We start from the raw sequence: 15547 nt of genomic DNA on the forward strand, positions 1-15547 counted from the left end.
CCGGACCGGTGCGGCCGGGCGGTGGGAGGGCGGAGGCACGGGCGCGCGTCTTCGGCCGCCTGCCATGCTCGAGGGATGCCCCCCTCCCCCCGCCTGCTCCTGCCTCTGGTCGCCTGCGTCCTCGTGCTGACGGGTTGCTCCGCGGCCGGGGACGACGGACTCCCGGAGGCCGCCGACGGGTGCCCCCAGGTGCAGGTCGTCGGGGTCCGTGGGCAGTCGCAGTCGCTCGAGAAGAACCGTGGGCTGGGCACGGAGGTCGAGGGCGTGGTCACCGACCTCGTGGATCGGCTCACCGAGAAGGGCGTCGACGAGATCGACGTCGCCGCGGTCCGGCATCGCAGCCGTGACGCCTCCGACATCGACGTCTACGACGCCGACGTCGACCAGGGCCGACGGCTGCTGGCCCGCCAGCTCACCGCCTCGGTACGGGACTGCCCGGACGCACGTCTGGCGGTCGTCGGCTTCAGCCAGGGCGCCCAGATCGCCCAGGAGACACTCGCCGACCGTCCCGCCCTGGCCCGACACGTCGACGCCCTCGCGCTCATCGGCAGCCCGCGGCACGACCCCGACGCGGCGTTCACCCGCCTGGACCTACCGGGCCCGGCCGCCACCCGCGACGGAAGCCTGGGGGCGGGCCCCGACCTCGGCGCGCTCGACTCGCGCACGGTCGACGCGTGCCTGAGCCGGGACGTGGTCTGCGACGCAGACGGTGGGACCGACTACGCCGTGCACAAACACGGGTACGAGGACGCCGCCATCGCGAGCCAGGTCGCGCGCGCCGTGCAACGCCTCCTGCTGGACTGAGTCAGGACATCCGGACGGAGGGGAGGACGTCGCGGCTCGTGGGCGCGAGGTCGACGTCGCAGCACTCGCAGCTCGGACGCAGCTCCAGCACCGTCAGTCCTCACCCTCGGGCCCGGCCGGCTCCTCGGCGACCTCCTCGCTCGGGGGCGGGCCCTCCGCGAGGAGCTGCTTGAACCCGTCCTCGTCGAGGATCGGGACGCCCAGCTGCTCGGCCTTCTCGGCCTTGGTGCCGGGGCTGTCACCCACGACGACGTAGTCGGTCTTCTTGCTCACCGATCCCGACGCCTTGCCACCGTGCGTGATGATCGCCTCCTTGACGGAGTCGCGGGTGAAGTCCTGCAGCGACCCGGTGACGACCACCGTGAGTCCCTCGAGGGTGCGCACGATGCTGTCGTCGCGCTCGTCGGCCATCCGGACGCCCGCCTCGGCCCAGGCATCGACAATGCCGCAGTGCCAGTCGACGGTGAACCAGTCCACGACGGCATCGGCGATGGTGGGCCCGACGCCCTCGGTCGCGGCCAGCTCCTCGGCGCTGGCGGCGCGGATGGACTCCATGGTGACGAACTGGGTGGCCAGGGCCCGCGCCGCCGTGGGTCCGACGTGCCGGATTGAGAGCGCCACGAGCACGCGCCACAGCGGCTGGGTCTTGGCCTTCTGCAGGCCGTCGAGGAACTTGCGACCGTTGGTGGAGAGCACGGTGTCGTCCGGACCCAGGACCGGTGCGTCCGGCGAGTCGGCGGCCACCGCCTCCTTCTCCGCCTTCTTCGCCGCCCGGCGGTAGAGCGGCACGGTGAGCAGCTGCTGCTCGGTCAGGGCGAAGAGACCGCCTTCGTCGACGAGCACCCCCGACTCGAGCAGCGCCACCGCGCCCTCCCAGCCGAACACCTCGATGTCGAACGCTCCACGGCTGCCCACATGGGTGAGCCGCTCGCGCAGCTGTGACGGGCAGGAGCGCTGGTTGGGGCACCGGATGTCGGCGTCGCCCTCCTTGGCCGGGGCCAGGGGCGTGCCGCAGGACGGACAGTCGGTCGGCATGACGAACTCACGCTCGGTCCCGTCGCGCAGGGCGACCACGGGCCCGACGATCTCGGGGATCACGTCGCCGGCCTTGCGCAGCACCACCAGGTCGCCGATGAGCACGCCCTTGCGCTTGACCTCGTGCTGGTTGTGCAGCGTGGCCATCTCGACCGTGGAGCCCGCCACCTTGGCCGGCTCCATGAGTCCGAAGGGCGTGACGCGGCCCGTGCGGCCGACGTTGACGAGGATGTCCTTGAGCCGGGTGTTGACCTCCTCCGGCGGGTACTTGAACGCGATCGCCCATCGGGGGGCGCGCGAGGTGGAGCCCAGCCGTCCCTGCAGCGCCACCTGGTCGACCTTGACCACGACGCCGTCGATGTCGTGCTCCACGTCGTGACGGTGCTCGCCGTAGTACTCGATGAACTCGGCGACCGCGTCGAGGCCCGACACGACCTTCGCGCGGTCCGACGTGGGGAGCCCCCACGCCTTCAGCGCCTCGTAGGCCTCGGACTGCCGCTCGGGCCGGAAGCCCTCGCGGAAGCCCAAGCCGTGGCAGACCATCGAGAGCGGCCGCGAGGCCGTGACCGAGGAGTCCTTCATGCGCAGGGTGCCCGCGGCGGCGTTGCGTGGGTTGGCGAAGGGGTTGTTGCCGGCCTCGGCCCACGCCGCGTTGAAGTCGTCGAACGCCTGGGTGGGGAAGTAGACCTCACCCCTGACCTCGACGTAGGCGGGCACCGGGAACTCGTCCGTCGCGGAGAGTCGGTGCGGAATCGCCTTGATCGTGCGGACGTTCTCGGTGACGTCCTCCCCCACCCGGCCGTCGCCACGGGTGACACCACGGGTGAGGACGCCGTCCTCGTAGGTCAGGCTGATGGCGAGGCCGTCGACCTTGAGCTCGCACAGGAACTCGGCGTCGCCCGCGCCGTCGCGCTCGAGTCGCCCGTGCCAGGCCTCGAGCTCCTCGCGGCTGAACGCGTTGTCGAGGCTGAGCATCCGCTCGCGGTGCTCGTAGGCCTCGAACGACGACGAGACCATGCCGCCCACCTGCTGGGTGGGCGAGTCGGGCGTGCGGAGCTCGGGCAGCTGCTCCTCCAGCGCCTCGAGCTCGCGCACGAGCGCGTCGTACTCGCCGTCGGAGATGGTCGGCGCGTCGTCGCGGTGGTAGCGCTGGCGGTGCTCGTCGACCTGCTCGGCCAGCTCCTTGTGCCGCTGCCGCAGGGCGTCGTCGCTCATGCGTCAGACGATATCGGCGGCCGCCGACACGTGCCCCACGAGCCGCGGGGTGCACCGTGGCCGACGACCTGGCACGGTGGACGCATGAGCACTCGACGTCTCGTCCCGATCGTCCTCGGCGCTCTCCTCGTGGTGGCCGGGCTCGTGGGGTTCTTCGCCCTCGACGGGCTCACGGCCGACGTGGTGTGCGGCGTGGCCGTGGTCGTCGGCATCGCGGTCGTGCGGCTCGGCAGCCGTCCGGCCCGTGACGAGATCGTGTGAGGGACTCGGTGTTGCGTCGCTGACGGTGACGGCTCGCCGGCTGTCGCGTCGCCTGCTGCTGCGTCGCTGTGGCTGCGAGTGGGTGTGGTCTCCGAAGGGCCTCTCGACCCGGCTGGGTCTGCGGGGCGCGGCCACGCTTCTCCCTCTGCGCGTGATCCCCGCACGATTCTTCCTACTCGTGGACCGTTCCTCGCGAAGGAAGCATCGTGGCGACGACTTTGGTCCCGTAGGGGCAGTGATTCTCCCTTTCCGAGGAACGGTCCGCGCAAAGGAAGAAGCCCTGCCCACCCGCCGCGCACCATCGCCCCTGCCGACGCAAGATTCTGCCTTCGCGCGTATATGCCCCAACGATGCTGCGTTCACGACCGGATCCGACCACAAACGCAGCATCCTTCGCCCCCTCACACACGAACGCAGAATCCTGCGTCCCCCGGAGCCACGCTCCGAGAACCCGACCGAGCCCAGGCCCCTCCGCCGGTCGAGGCCCTTTCGGAGAACGACCCGGCTCGGAGCCACAGCGACGCAGCAGCAAGCGAAGGCCCACCCGGAGCCGCGCAGCAGCAAGCGAAGGCCCAGCCGGAGCCTCACAGCAGCAAGCGAAGGCCCAGCCGAGCCACGCAGCAGCAGCTCGCACGCAACCGCGGGCAGCGCTGACCTACGTCAGCCGCACAGGAGGTGGCCGCAGCACCCCCGACGGTCCTCAGCCCGCGAGGGCGGCGAGCTCGGCCAGCACCTGGCGGGCGTGGGCCGGGGTGGCCCCGGCCAGGCCGCACGACGGCGTCGCCACCACCCGGTCGTGCCAGAGGTCCTCGGCGAAGCCCAGCCGATCGAACCACGCCACGAGCGTGCGACGGGAGCCCGCCGGGTCGAGCGCGCCGTCGGTCGACGGGAGCATCCCGGGCCACAGGTCCGTCCCCGCCTCGAAGGTCTCCGCCCAGGCGTCGCCTCCGGAGGAGGCGGTGAGCGACAGGTCGAAGGAGATCGCGTCGAAGCCCGCGCCGCGGAGCAGCGAGACCGGCAGGTCTGGAGCGCACGAGTGCACGACGGGGCTCGCTCCGGCCGCCCGCACGGCGTCGACGACGACCCGCAGCAGGGCGTCGGCCTCCGGCGGGTGCACGGTGCGGTAGCGGCCGAAGCCCGACGAGGTCGGGACCTGGGCGGACAGCACGGCCGGGAGCATGGGCTCGTCCACCTGCAGCACCAGATCGGCGCCGGGGAACCGACGGCGCAGCGACGCGACGTGGTCGGTGAGGCCCGACGCGAGCGCGTGGGCGAGGTCGCGCCGTGCTCCGTGGTCGGAGAGCACCTTCTCCCCCCGCTGCAGCTCCACGGTCGCGGCGAGGGTCCACGGCCCGGCGACCTGCTGCTTGACGGCGCCCGACCGGCCCTGCGCGAGCTCCTCCACGACGTCGAGGTCCTGGGCGAGCAGCGACCTGGCGCGACGGTGGTCCACGCCGGAGGCGTCGAGCAGCCGCCACCCACCGGGCTGCAGGTCCGCCCCCAGCCCCTCCAGGAACGCGAGCGAGCGGCCGATCATCTGCGCGGCGACGCCTCGAGCCGGCAGCTCGGGGACGAAGGCCAGGTCGTCGAGCGTGCCCAGCACGGTCTTGACCGACTCCGTGTAGTCCTCCCCCGGCATCGAGCCGATGCCCGTGGCCCTCACCGCACGGGCCCGGGGGCGGTGCTGCTGCGGCTCGTCGCGGTGATTGTGGCCGACCCGACCACGCGGGTCCCGACGTAGACGACCACGGCCTGGCCGGGGGCGATGCCCTCGGCGGGGTCGAGGAGGTCGACGTGCACCCGGCCGTCGTCGAGCACCTCCACGACCGCCCGGTGCTCGGCACCGTGGGCGCGCAGCTGCACCGTGCACTCCAGCGGTCCGTCGGGCGCGGCTCCGCACCACAGCGGTCGGTCCGCCTCGAGGGCGTCGACGAGCAGGTGCTCGCGCGGGCCGACGGTGACCGTGCCGGAGACGGGCTCGATGTCGAGCACGAAGCGCGGCTTGCCGTCGTCGGCGGGGACGCCGAGACGCAGGCCGCGCCGCTGTCCGATCGTGTAGGCGTAGGCACCGTCGTGCTCACGCAGCACCGCACCTTGCTCGTCGACGACCACGCCCGGGCGCGGTCCCAGCTTCTCGGCCAGCCAGCCGGCGTTGTCACCGTCGGCGACGAAGCAGATGTCGTGGCTGTCGGGCTTGGTGGCGACCTGCAGACCTCGACGTGCCGCCTCGTCGCGGACGTCGGTCTTGACCGAGCCGCCGAGGGGGAAGTGCGAGTGACGCAGCTGGTCCTGCGTGAGCACGCCCAGCACGTAGCTCTGGTCCTTGCCCACGTCGTCGGCCCGGTGCATCTCGACCGTCCCGTCGTGGGCCTGCGACAGCTGTGCGTAGTGCCCCGTCACCACGCCGTCGAAGCCGAGTGCGAGGGCGCGGTCGAGCACGGCCGCGAACTTGATCTTCTCGTTGCAGCGCAGGCACGGGTTGGGGGTCCGACCTGCGGCGTACTCGGCGACGAAGTCGTCGACCACCTCGTCGGCGAACTCGGCGCTCATGTCCCACACGTAGAACGGGATGCCCAGCGCGTCGGCGGCCCGTCGGGCGTCGCCGGCGTCCTCGATGGAGCAGCACCCACGGGCACCGGACCGGTACGACCGGGGGTTGCGGCTCAGCGCCAGGTGCACCCCGGTCACCTGGTGGCCCGCGTCGACGGCACGCGCGGCCGCCACGGCCGAGTCGACACCCCCGGACATGGCCGCGACGAGGCGGGCCATCAGCAGACGCCCGTCGTCGGTCCGGGCATCAACGGCTCCGCACGAGGGAGGCGCGGGCGGCACGTTCGTGCACCTGGGGCAGCACCGCGAGGAGCCGGTCGACGTCGGCCTCGGTGCTGGTGTGGCCGAGGCTCAGCCGCAGCGAACCGCGAGCCGCGGCGTCGTCGTAGCCCATCGCGAGCAGCACGTGGCTGGGCTGGGGCACCCCGGCCTGGCAGGCGGAGCCGGTGGAGACCTCCACCCCCTGCGCGTCGAGCAGCATGAGCATCGCGTCGCCCTCGCACCCCGGGAACGTCACGTGCGCGATGTTGGGCAGACGGTGGTCCGGGCCGGGCTCCGGGTCGCCGTTCACGATCGCGTCGGGGACGATCCGCCCGATGCCGTCGACGAGCCGGCGCCTCAGGCCCTCGATGCGCGCCGAGACCTCCGCCTGACGCTGCACCGTGAGCTCCAGCGCCCGGGCGAAGGAGGCGATGAGCGCCACGCCGACGGTGCCCGAGCGGAGGTCGCGCTCCTGGCCGCCGCCGTGGACCAGCGGGACCGGTGCCACCTCGCGGCGCACGAGCAGGGCCCCGACGCCGACCGGACCGCCGAGCTTGTGGGCCGTGACGGTCATGGCGTCCAGGTGCGACGCGGCGAAGTCGAGCGGGAGGTAGCCCGCGGCCTGGACGGCGTCGCTGTGGACCGGGATGCCGTGCTCGCGAGCCAGGGCCACGACGTCGGCCACGGGCTGGATCGTGCCCATCTCGTTGTTGGCCCACATGGTCGTCACGACGGCCACCGACGCCGGGTCGGACTCGATCTGCTCGCGCAGGGCGTCGACGACGACCCGGCCCTGGCGGTCCACGGGGGTGGTGTCGATGCGGGCGCCCTCGTGCGCCGCCAACCAGGTCACGGGGTCGAGCAGGGCGTGGTGCTCGATGGAGCTGAACAGGACGCGGTCCCGCGCCGGGGACTCGTCGTGCCTCGCCCAGTACAGACCCTTGATCGCGAGGTTGTTGGCCTCCGTCCCCCCGGACGTGAACACCACCTCGCTGGGCCGTGCGCCGAGGCACTCGGCGATCACCTCGCGCGACTCCTCGACCACGCGCCGGGCCGCCCGCCCCGAGGTGTGCAGGCTCGACGCGTTGCCCGTGCGGGCGAGCTGGTCGGCGAGCACCGCGGCGGCCTCGGGATGCATCGGCGTCGTGGCCGCGTGGTCGAGGTACACGGCGTCGAGGCTCGAGGAGGGGTCGGACGAGGTCATGGCCCTCCCAGCGTAGTTCCTGGTGGCGAAGGCAGCGGCCTCGCGCCCGAGCGCGGCATCCGCGCACCGTCACCGCGGTGAGACCTCCGCAGTGTTCAGTGAGTTCCGACGACGTCGACCAGGGCGTCGGCGGTCTCGGCGAGCTGGTGGTCGGTCACCGCCACCCCGAAGGTGAAGCGCAGCGCCGTCTGGGCCACCTCGCGCTCCAGACCCATGGCCGTCAGCACGTGGCTGGGCTCGTCGCTCCCCGCGTGGCACGCCGAGCCGCTGGAGCACACGATGCCGCGCCGCTCGAGGTCCAGCAGGACCGACTCCCCCGACCGGCCGGGCAGCACGAAGGACGCGTGGCCGGGCAGCCGCGACGTGGGGTGGCCGGTGAGACGCGCACCGGGGACGCCCGCCAGCACGGCCGCGACGAAGCGGTCACGGCGGGCCGCGACCTCCTCGGCCGTCGACGGGCCGCCACGAGACTGGCGCAGGGCAGCAGCCAGACCCACCGCGCCGGGCACGTCCTCGGTGCCTGATCGTCGTCCGCCCTGCTGACCTCCGCCGTGCACGAGCGGCTCGAACCGCGTTCCCCGCCGGACCCACAGCACGCCCGCGCCCTTCGGACCGCCCAGCTTGTGGGCCGACAGGCTGAGGGCCTGCACGCCCAGCCGAGTGACGTCGACGTCGAGCCAGGCGGCCGACTGCACGGCGTCGGTGTGGAACGGCACTCCACGCTCTGCGGCGACGTCAGCCAGGTCGGCGACCGGCTGGACCGTGCCGACCTCGTTGTTCGCGTGCTGCACGCTGACCAAGGTCGTGTCAACGCGCAGGGCGGCCGCGAGCACACCGGGGTCGACCGCGCCGTGCTCGTCGACGTCGAGGAGCGTGACGTCGTACCCGATGCGTCCGAGCCAGAGCGCCGACTCCAGGACGGCCGGGTGCTCGACCGCGCTGACCACGACGTGCCTCCCGCGCGGCTGCGCCAGGCAGATCCCCTTCACGGCGGTGTTGGCGGACTCGGTCCCACCCGAGGTGAACGTGACCTCACCCGGCCGCGCCCCCAGCGACGCGGCGACGTCGGCACGAGCCTGCTCGAGCCCGGCTCGAGCCGCCTCACCGAGCTCGTGGTGGCTCGACGGGTTGCCGAACGCGGGCCCGAGGTACGGGCCCATCGCGGCGAGGACGTCGCGACGCAGCGGTGTCGTGGCGGCCTCGTCGAGGTAGATCACGGTGTTGTCCCGGCCGCCCACGGCCCGGCACCCCCGCCGCGCGCGACGTCGAGGTCCAGACCCAGGTCGAGCGCCCGGACGGAGTGCGTGAGCGCCCCGACGCTGATCACGTCGACCCCCGTCCGCGCGACCTCGCCGATCGTCTCGAGCGTGATGCCACCGCTGGCCTCCACGATCGCGCGGCCGGCGACGAGCGCGACTCCCTCGCGCAGCTGGTCGGGGGTGAAGTTGTCGAGCATGATCGTGTCGACACCGCCCGCCAGGACGGCCTCGACCTGGTCGAGCCGGTCCACCTCGACCTCGACGTGCATGGTGTGCGGGAGGGTCGCGCGAGCCGCCCGCACGGCCGCCGTGACGTCCGGGACGAGCGCAAGGTGGTTGTCCTTGGCCATGACGGCGTCCGAGAGCGAGAAGCGGTGGTTGTGGCCACCCCCGCAGCGCACCGCGTGCCGCTCCAGCGCGCGCAGGCCGGGCGTGGTCTTGCGTGTGTCGACGACCCGCACGTCCGTGCCGGCCACGGCCTCGACGTAGCGCGAGGTGAGCGTGGCGATCCCGCTCATCCGCTGAACCAGGTTGAGCGCGACACGCTCCCCCTGCAGGACCGCTCGCGCCGGGCCCTGCACGCGTGCCAGCACGTCACCGGTGACGAACCGGTCACCGTCGGCCATCAGCACCTCCACGACGACCCCCGTGTCCACGGTCGTGAACGTCTGCCGGAGCACGTCGACACCGGCCAGGACACCCGGCTCCCGGGCCACGACGGACCCGCGCGCCACGGCCTCGGCCGGCACGAAGACCTGGGACGTGACGTCGCCGAAGGGCGCGTCCTCCGCGAGCGCCATGTCGACGACGCGCTGCACCTGCTCCCGGCTCAGCACGACACCGACTCCCGCGCCCCGTCGCGCAGCAGGCGCGCCGCCGGAAGCACGACGGCACTGTGCCGGGCCTGCGTCGGGTCGGTGCCGGGGGCGTCGGTGCGGTGGTGGCCGCCCCGCGACTCACGTCGCGCCAGCGCCGACGCCACGACGGCCGCGCCCACGACGTGCAGGTTCGCGTCCTCGACCCCCTTCACGTCGGCACCCGGCGGGACGGCGCCGGCGCCGAGCAGCACCGAGGCGCGCTCGAGGCCCGCCGCGTCCCGGCTGAGGCCGGCGGTCTCCCACAGCAGCTGCTGCAGGTCGGAGCGCTCCAACGGCTCGGTCGGGGCCACCGACGGCACCTCGACCGGTGCGGCCCACTCGGCGTCGAAGGCCTCCTGGGGCACCGTGCCGAGGACGGCCTCGACCACACGCCGACCGAAGACCGCACCCTCGAGCAGGGAGTTCGAGGCGAGCCGGTTGGCGCCGTGCACACCGGTGCAGGCCACCTCGCCGACGGCGTACAGACCCGGCAGCGACGTCCGCCCCCACAGGTCGGTGCGGACCCCACCCATGAAGTAGTGCGCCGCGGGCGACACGGGGACGGGCTCGGTCCCCCAGTCCAGCCCGTGCGACCGGACCATGGCGTCGATGGTCGGGAACCTGCGGGCCAGGAAGGCGGCCCCGAGCTCGGTGGCGTCGAGCAGGACGGGCAGGCCACCCTGGCGCGCCATCTGCTCGGCGATCCCCCGAGCCACCACGTCGCGCGGGGCGAGCTCGGCGTCGGGATGCACGTCGTCCATGAACCGGTGGCCGTCCACGGAGCGCAGCACCGCACCCTCACCGCGCACCGCCTCGGACACGAGGGGGCTGCCGGGCACGGCGAGCGCCGTCGGGTGGAACTGGTAGAACTCCAGGTCCGACGCCACAGCGCCGGCCCGCAGCGCCATGGCCAGACCGTCACCCGTCGCGACCGCCGGGTTGGTGGTGAAGGGGTAGAGCTGCCCCGCGCCCCCCGTGGCGAGCACCACGGCGTCGGCGGGCAGGACCGTGCCGTCGAGGAGACGGAGACCGCGGACCCGTCCCTCCGCCACCTGCAGGTCGACGGCCATCGTGTGCTCGCGCACCTCGATGCCGGTGGCGCGCACCCGCGCCACGAGCGCCTCGGAGATGGCCGCACCGGTGGCGTCACCCCCTGCATGGAGGATGCGCGCGTGCGAGTGCGCAGCCTCCAGGCCGCGCGCGAGGTCGCCCGCGTCGACGTCGAAGAGCACGCCCCGGCGCATCAGTCCCGCGACGGCCTCGGGGCCGTCGGCGCACAGCACCTGCACGGCGTCGTCGTCGGAGAGTCCCGCGCCGGCCGCGAGGGTGTCGGCCACGTGCGACGCGACCGAGTCGCCCGCATCCGTCACGACCGCCACGCCGCCCTGGGCCCACGCCGTGTTGCTGGTCCCGAGGGCGGCCTTGGTGACGAGGGTGACCTCGACCCCGTCGCGGGCGTCGGCCTCCAGCGCAGCGGTCAGCCCCGCCACGCCACTGCCGACCACGACCAGGCGGGTCATGTCAGGCGTCCTTCGGGATCGCGGCGAGCATGCGCTCGAGGGCGACCTTGGCGTGCGTCGCGACGTCCTCGGCGACGACCATCTCGTTGCGCACCTCGCCCTCGAGCAGGCCTTCGAGGACCCACGCCAGGTAGCCGGGATGGATCCGGTACATCGTCGAGCAGGGGCAGACCACCGGGTCGAGGCAGAAGATGGTGCGGTCGGGGTGCTCGGCGGCGAGCCGGTTGACCAGGTTGACCTCGGTGCCGATCGCGATCACGTCGCCCGGCTCACTGGCGGCGACGTACTTCCGGATGAAGTCGGTGGAGCCGGCCGCATCGGCGGCGTCGACGACGGGCATCGGGCACTCGGGGTGCACCACGACCTTCACCCCGGGGTGCTCCGCGCGGGCCTTCTCGATCTGCGCGACGGTGAACCGCTTGTGCACGGAGCAGAACCCGTGCCACAGCAGCACCTTCGCGTCCTGGAGCACCTCGGCGGTGTTGCCACCCAGCGGCTTGCGCGGGTTCCACATCGGCATCCGCTCGAGCGGGACGCCCATGGCCTTGGCGGTGTTGCGGCCCAGGTGCTGGTCGGGGAAGAACAGCACCCGGTGCGCCCGCTCGAACGCCCACTCCAGCACCGTCGAGGCGTTGGACGACGTGCACACGATGCCGCCGTGGCGTCCGCAGAACGCCTTGAGCGCGGCGGAGGAGTTCATGTAGGTGACGGGGAGGACCGGCAGCTTGCCGTCGGCGTCGGGGCCCATGCCCGTGACCGGGTCGGCGTAGAGGGCCTCGAGCTCCTCCCACGCCCCCTCGACGGAGTCCTCGTCGGCCATGTCGGCCATCGAGCACCCGGCCGCGAGGTTCGGCAGGATCACGTGCTGCTCGGGCCGAGCCAGGATGTCGGCGGTCTCGGCCATGAAGTGCACGCCGCAGAACACGATCGTCTCAGCGTCCGGGCGGGTGAGGGCCGCGTTGGCCAGCTGGAAGGAGTCACCCACGAAGTCGGCGTGCTGCACGACCTCGTCGCGCTGGTAGAAGTGCCCCAGCACGACCAGCCGGTCCCCCAGTGCCTGCTTGGCGGCGCGGATGCGCTCGTGCAGCTCCGGCTCGGACATCCGCTGGTAGGCCGCGGGCAGCTGACCCGGACGCACGACCGGCTCGGGGATCACGTCGTCCTCGGAGGCCCCGGGACCGTAGCCCGGGACGAGGTCGAAGACCCAGGGTCCCTCGGCCAGCTCGGTGTCGCACGAGTCGGCCGGGCGGGCCGAGATCGCGTCGTGGACCGAACCTCCGGGAGCGGGGACGAATGAGGTGGTCATCGGTTCTCCTCGAGGTGTCCGGCGCGTCGGTAGAGCGCCGGAGGTCGGTGGCTCGTACCCGTCAGGTGCGAGCCGGTGGGGACGACGGTGCCGCTCGCCAGGACCTGACGGCGGAAGTTGGCGGGGTCGAGCGACCGCCCGAGCACGGCCTCGTGCACGGCACGGAGGTCGGCCAGGGTGAACTCGGGCGTGAGGAACGCGAAGGCGATCGGCGAGTACGTGATCTTGGCCCGTAGTCGGTCGAGCGCGTAGCCGAGGATCGCGTCGTGGTCGAAGGCCAGGCCCTCGACCTCGTCGGCCACCACCCATTCGACGTTCTCGCCGTCGGTGGCGCGCGCGTCCTCGTCGGGGCGGACGAGCGCCCAGTAGACGATCGAGACGACCCGGTCGGCCGGGGACCGGTCGACCGCGCCGAAGGAGTACAGCTGCTCGAGGTACCCGGGGGTGAGTCCGGTGGTCCGCTCCAGCGTGTGCCGCGCCGACGCAGCGAGGTCCTCGTCGGGCCCGAGCGGACCGCCCGGGAGCGCCCACCGACCCTCGTACGGCTCGCGGATCCGCCGCACCAGCGGCAGCCAGAGCGTGGTGCTGCCGGTGGCCGGGTGCGGACGCAGCGCGAAGATCACCGTGGAGACGGCCAGGCTCACCTGGTCGCTCGCGAGCAGGTCCGGTGTCGTCGTCATGGTCCGCCTCCCTTCAGGTACTTCTGACCCTAAGCCCCTCTTATGGTCAGGTCAACCCGAAGTGGGCGTGGTCTCCGTCCCGCGGGTGGGGACAGGATGAGTCCATGGAGATCCGCCGCCTGACCGACGACGACACCGACGCCATGCGTCCTCTGTTCGTGGAGGCGTTCGGGGCGTTCGACCCCCCGGAGCCACCGGTCGCGATCCACGCCCCGGGCAAGACCTGGTGGGGCGCGTTCGTCGACGACCGTCTCGTGGCCACCGCGCTCGACCGCGCCTACGACTCGTGGTTCGGGGGCGCGCTGGTGCCGACCGCCGGCATCGGCGGGGTGACGATCACGGCCGAGCACCGCGGCAGCGGCATCCTCACACCGCTCCTGACGACGCTGCTCGACGCCGCGCGCCGACGTGGCGCCCTGGTCTCCACCCTCTACGCGACCTCCCCCGGCATCTACCGCCGACTGGGGTACGAGAACGTCACCACGCTCGACGACGTCCGCGTGCCCACCGGGGCGCTCGCGGCCGGCGGCACCACGTCGGTGCGCCGTGCCGACGAGTCCGACGCCGAGGCCATCCGTGCTGTGCACGACCGGGTGGTCTCGCGCGGCAACGGCCCGCTCCAGCGTCGAGGGCCCTTGTTCGCCGAGGCCCCCACGCTCCGGGTCAGCGGCGTGACCGTCGCCGAGCGCGACGGCGTGGTCGTCGGCTACACGTCGTGGGACCGCGGGCGCGGCTACGCCGCCGACGGCGAGCTGCGGGTGTGGGACCTCGTGGCCGACGACGAGGACGCCCTGCGCTCGCTCATGACGCTGCTCTCGACGTTCGGGTCGGTCACGCCGAACGTGCTGCTCCGCTCCAGTGGCATCCCGGCCTGGCAGCACCTGATGCGCGTCGCGCACCCCACCCCCGTCACCTCGACCCCCTACGCCCTCGCCGTGCTCGATCCGGCCGCTCTCGCGCTCCCTCGCGTGCACCCGGGCATCGACGCTCGTCTGCCCTTCGTGGTCGAGGGCCGACCGCACGCCCTCGTCCTGGCCGACGGTTCGGGTCGGATCGAGGACGGCGACGGGAGCGGCCGCTCGTTCACCCGCGGTGGCCTGGCCCTCACCTTCGCGGGGGCGCAGACGTCGGCGGCGTTGCGCGCGCTGGGCCACGTCGGGGGCGACGACGCCGACGACGTCACGTGGGACCTGCTGTTCTCCCGCGGTCCGGTCACGGTGCACGACTACTTCTGAGCACCCGACCGGGGAGCTCGTCGAGGTGCCCCCGCAGGGCGCCTCTCGGTCAGCAGACCCCGTCGTACCGCTTCGGCACGTCGAGGCCGAAGGACGGCCGCAGGCGCAGACCCACCCAGGTGCCGGCGAGCGCGACGAGGCCCCAGATCCAGCCCGACAGGCTGCCGGTGGAGATGCCGCCGAGATAGGCGCCGATGTTGCAGCCCGACGCGAGCCGCGCGCCGACCCCGAGCATGATGCCGCCCAGCAGCGAGGCCACGACCTGCCTCGCGGCGAACCGGTGCCGCAGCGAGTACGTGCCGGCCAGGGTGGCGGCGATCGCGGCGCCGACGATGATGCCGATGTTGGTGAGCGAGTTCTTGTCGGCGAGCACGGGGCCGGACAGCTGGGCGGCCTGGTCGGGCTGCTGCCAGAAGCTCCAGGTCTCGGGGTGGGCACCGACCAGCTGGAGGAGCTTGGCCCCCCACAGCGCGAAGGCGCTGGTGATGCCCCAGATGCCACCGGAGACCCACAGCACCCCGGCCGCGAGGACGGCCAGCACCACGGCGCCGACGTACGGCGACCAGGAGCCGCGCACCACGCGTGCCGCACCCTGGGCCGTCGGCGGCGGCGAGGTGGGCGGCGGGTTGCGACGGGCCTGCACGACCCGGGTCCCCCACACCACGAGCGCGAGCGCTCCGATCGTGAGCACCCACGCGCCCAGGTAGCCGACGTGGTCCTGCAGGACGATGGGGTCCCACGCCGGCAGGTCGTCGACGAGGTCGTACTGCCACGTGTAGAGCACCGACCCGACGACGAACCCGAAGAGGGTCACGAGGATGCTGCTCTGGCCCGACCCGACGGCGAACAGCGTGCCCGACGCGCACGCGCCGCCGAGCTGCATGCCCACGCCGAACAGGAACGACCCGAGCACCAGACCCACCCCGATCGATCCCTCCACCCCGCCCGGGGTGGTGCCGAACAGGCCGGACCCCGAGGCGAGCAGCAGCAGCCCGAGCGTCGCGGCCGTGCCGAGGAGCAGCGAGTGCGCGCGGACGCCCGCCCCGTTGCCGACGGCGACCAGCTGACGCCAGCCCGACGTGAAGCCGAAGCGCGCGTGGAACAGCGCCGCGCCGAGCCCGAGACCCAGCGCGAGCAGCACGGCCTTCTGCGTGCCGTGCTGGGTCTGGACGACCGCGAGCAGCACGACGGCGAGCACCCCGGCGACCACCGCCGGTCCGCGCTGCAGCGGCGGTGCCGGCGGCGCGGGCGGGGTGGGGACCCGGGTACGGGCGGGGCTGAGGAGGGTGGCCATGTCCTCGACGCTACGTCCGGCCGAGTCGGCCGCCGGTCGGTTCTCGCTCCCTGAGATCGCTCGGCA

Annotated in this window: 13 protein-coding genes; 3 read left to right on the plus strand and 10 right to left on the minus strand. The window is 73.2% G+C overall.

The window, feature by feature from the left end; translation table 11 throughout:
• Positions 1-75 precede the first annotated feature (75 nt).
• The gene (locus tag NUV38_RS03780; RefSeq protein WP_257727829.1) at positions 76-804 is read left to right on the plus strand and encodes a cutinase family protein; all 729 of its coding nucleotides are present in this window, start codon (positions 76-78) and stop codon (positions 802-804) included.
• 93 nt (positions 805-897) lie between these two features.
• On the opposite strand, the gene ligA is transcribed toward NUV38_RS03780, so the two are convergent.
• The gene (ligA, locus tag NUV38_RS03785) at positions 898-3054 is read right to left on the minus strand and encodes an NAD-dependent DNA ligase LigA (protein ID WP_257727830.1); all 2157 of its coding nucleotides are present in this window, start codon (positions 3052-3054) and stop codon (positions 898-900) included.
• 84 nt (positions 3055-3138) lie between these two features.
• Between ligA and NUV38_RS03790 the strand changes: the two genes are divergently transcribed.
• Positions 3139-3315: a hypothetical protein gene (locus NUV38_RS03790; RefSeq protein ID WP_156364755.1), complete on the plus strand. Its 177-nt coding sequence runs from the start codon at positions 3139-3141 to the stop codon at positions 3313-3315.
• A gap of 700 nt (positions 3316-4015) precedes the next feature.
• Here NUV38_RS03790 and NUV38_RS03795 read toward each other — a convergent pair.
• The 8 genes from NUV38_RS03795 to NUV38_RS03830 form a co-directional block, all read right to left on the minus strand.
• A complete protein-coding gene (locus tag NUV38_RS03795; RefSeq protein WP_257727831.1) occupies positions 4016-4978 on the minus strand; it encodes a methionine synthase in 963 nt (320 codons plus the stop codon).
• Complete coding sequence (gene mnmA / locus NUV38_RS03800) at positions 4975-6084, minus strand: tRNA 2-thiouridine(34) synthase MnmA (protein WP_257727832.1); 1110 nt, start codon at positions 6082-6084, stop codon at positions 4975-4977. The genes NUV38_RS03795 and mnmA overlap by 4 nt, the downstream gene beginning before the upstream one ends.
• Positions 6085-6112: 28 nt before the next feature.
• Positions 6113-7330 (minus strand): cysteine desulfurase family protein, encoded by a 1218-nt coding sequence (locus tag NUV38_RS03805; RefSeq protein ID WP_257727833.1) that lies wholly within the window; start codon positions 7328-7330, stop codon positions 6113-6115.
• 95 nt (positions 7331-7425) lie between these two features.
• A complete protein-coding gene (locus NUV38_RS03810) occupies positions 7426-8568 on the minus strand; it encodes a cysteine desulfurase family protein (protein WP_257727834.1) in 1143 nt (380 codons plus the stop codon).
• On the minus strand, positions 8544-9425 hold the full coding sequence (gene nadC / locus NUV38_RS03815; protein ID WP_257727835.1) for a carboxylating nicotinate-nucleotide diphosphorylase: 882 nt from the start codon (positions 9423-9425) through the stop codon (positions 8544-8546). Before nadC ends, NUV38_RS03810 begins: the two co-directional genes overlap by 25 nt.
• A complete protein-coding gene (gene nadB / locus NUV38_RS03820) occupies positions 9419-10966 on the minus strand; it encodes an L-aspartate oxidase (RefSeq protein ID WP_257727836.1) in 1548 nt (515 codons plus the stop codon). The genes nadC and nadB overlap by 7 nt, the downstream gene beginning before the upstream one ends.
• Before the next feature lies 1 nt (position 10967).
• The gene (nadA, locus tag NUV38_RS03825) at positions 10968-12272 is read right to left on the minus strand and encodes a quinolinate synthase NadA (RefSeq protein ID WP_257727837.1); all 1305 of its coding nucleotides are present in this window, start codon (positions 12270-12272) and stop codon (positions 10968-10970) included.
• Positions 12269-12952: an NUDIX domain-containing protein gene (locus NUV38_RS03830; protein ID WP_257727838.1), complete on the minus strand. Its 684-nt coding sequence runs from the start codon at positions 12950-12952 to the stop codon at positions 12269-12271. The genes nadA and NUV38_RS03830 overlap by 4 nt, the downstream gene beginning before the upstream one ends.
• A gap of 104 nt (positions 12953-13056) precedes the next feature.
• Here NUV38_RS03830 and eis point away from each other — a divergent pair, with 104 nt between their 5' ends.
• On the plus strand, positions 13057-14187 hold the full coding sequence (gene eis, locus NUV38_RS03835; protein WP_257727839.1) for an enhanced intracellular survival protein Eis: 1131 nt from the start codon (positions 13057-13059) through the stop codon (positions 14185-14187).
• Between the two features lie 49 nt (positions 14188-14236).
• Here eis and NUV38_RS03840 read toward each other — a convergent pair whose 3' ends face one another.
• On the minus strand, positions 14237-15481 hold the full coding sequence (locus NUV38_RS03840) for a YeeE/YedE family protein (protein ID WP_257727840.1): 1245 nt from the start codon (positions 15479-15481) through the stop codon (positions 14237-14239).
• Between the last annotated feature and the right edge of the window lie 66 nt (positions 15482-15547).

The sequence above is a fragment of the Aeromicrobium sp. 50.2.37 genome (assembly GCF_024655735.1).
In the GTDB taxonomy this organism is placed as follows: Bacteria; Actinomycetota; Actinomycetes; order Propionibacteriales; family Nocardioidaceae; genus Aeromicrobium.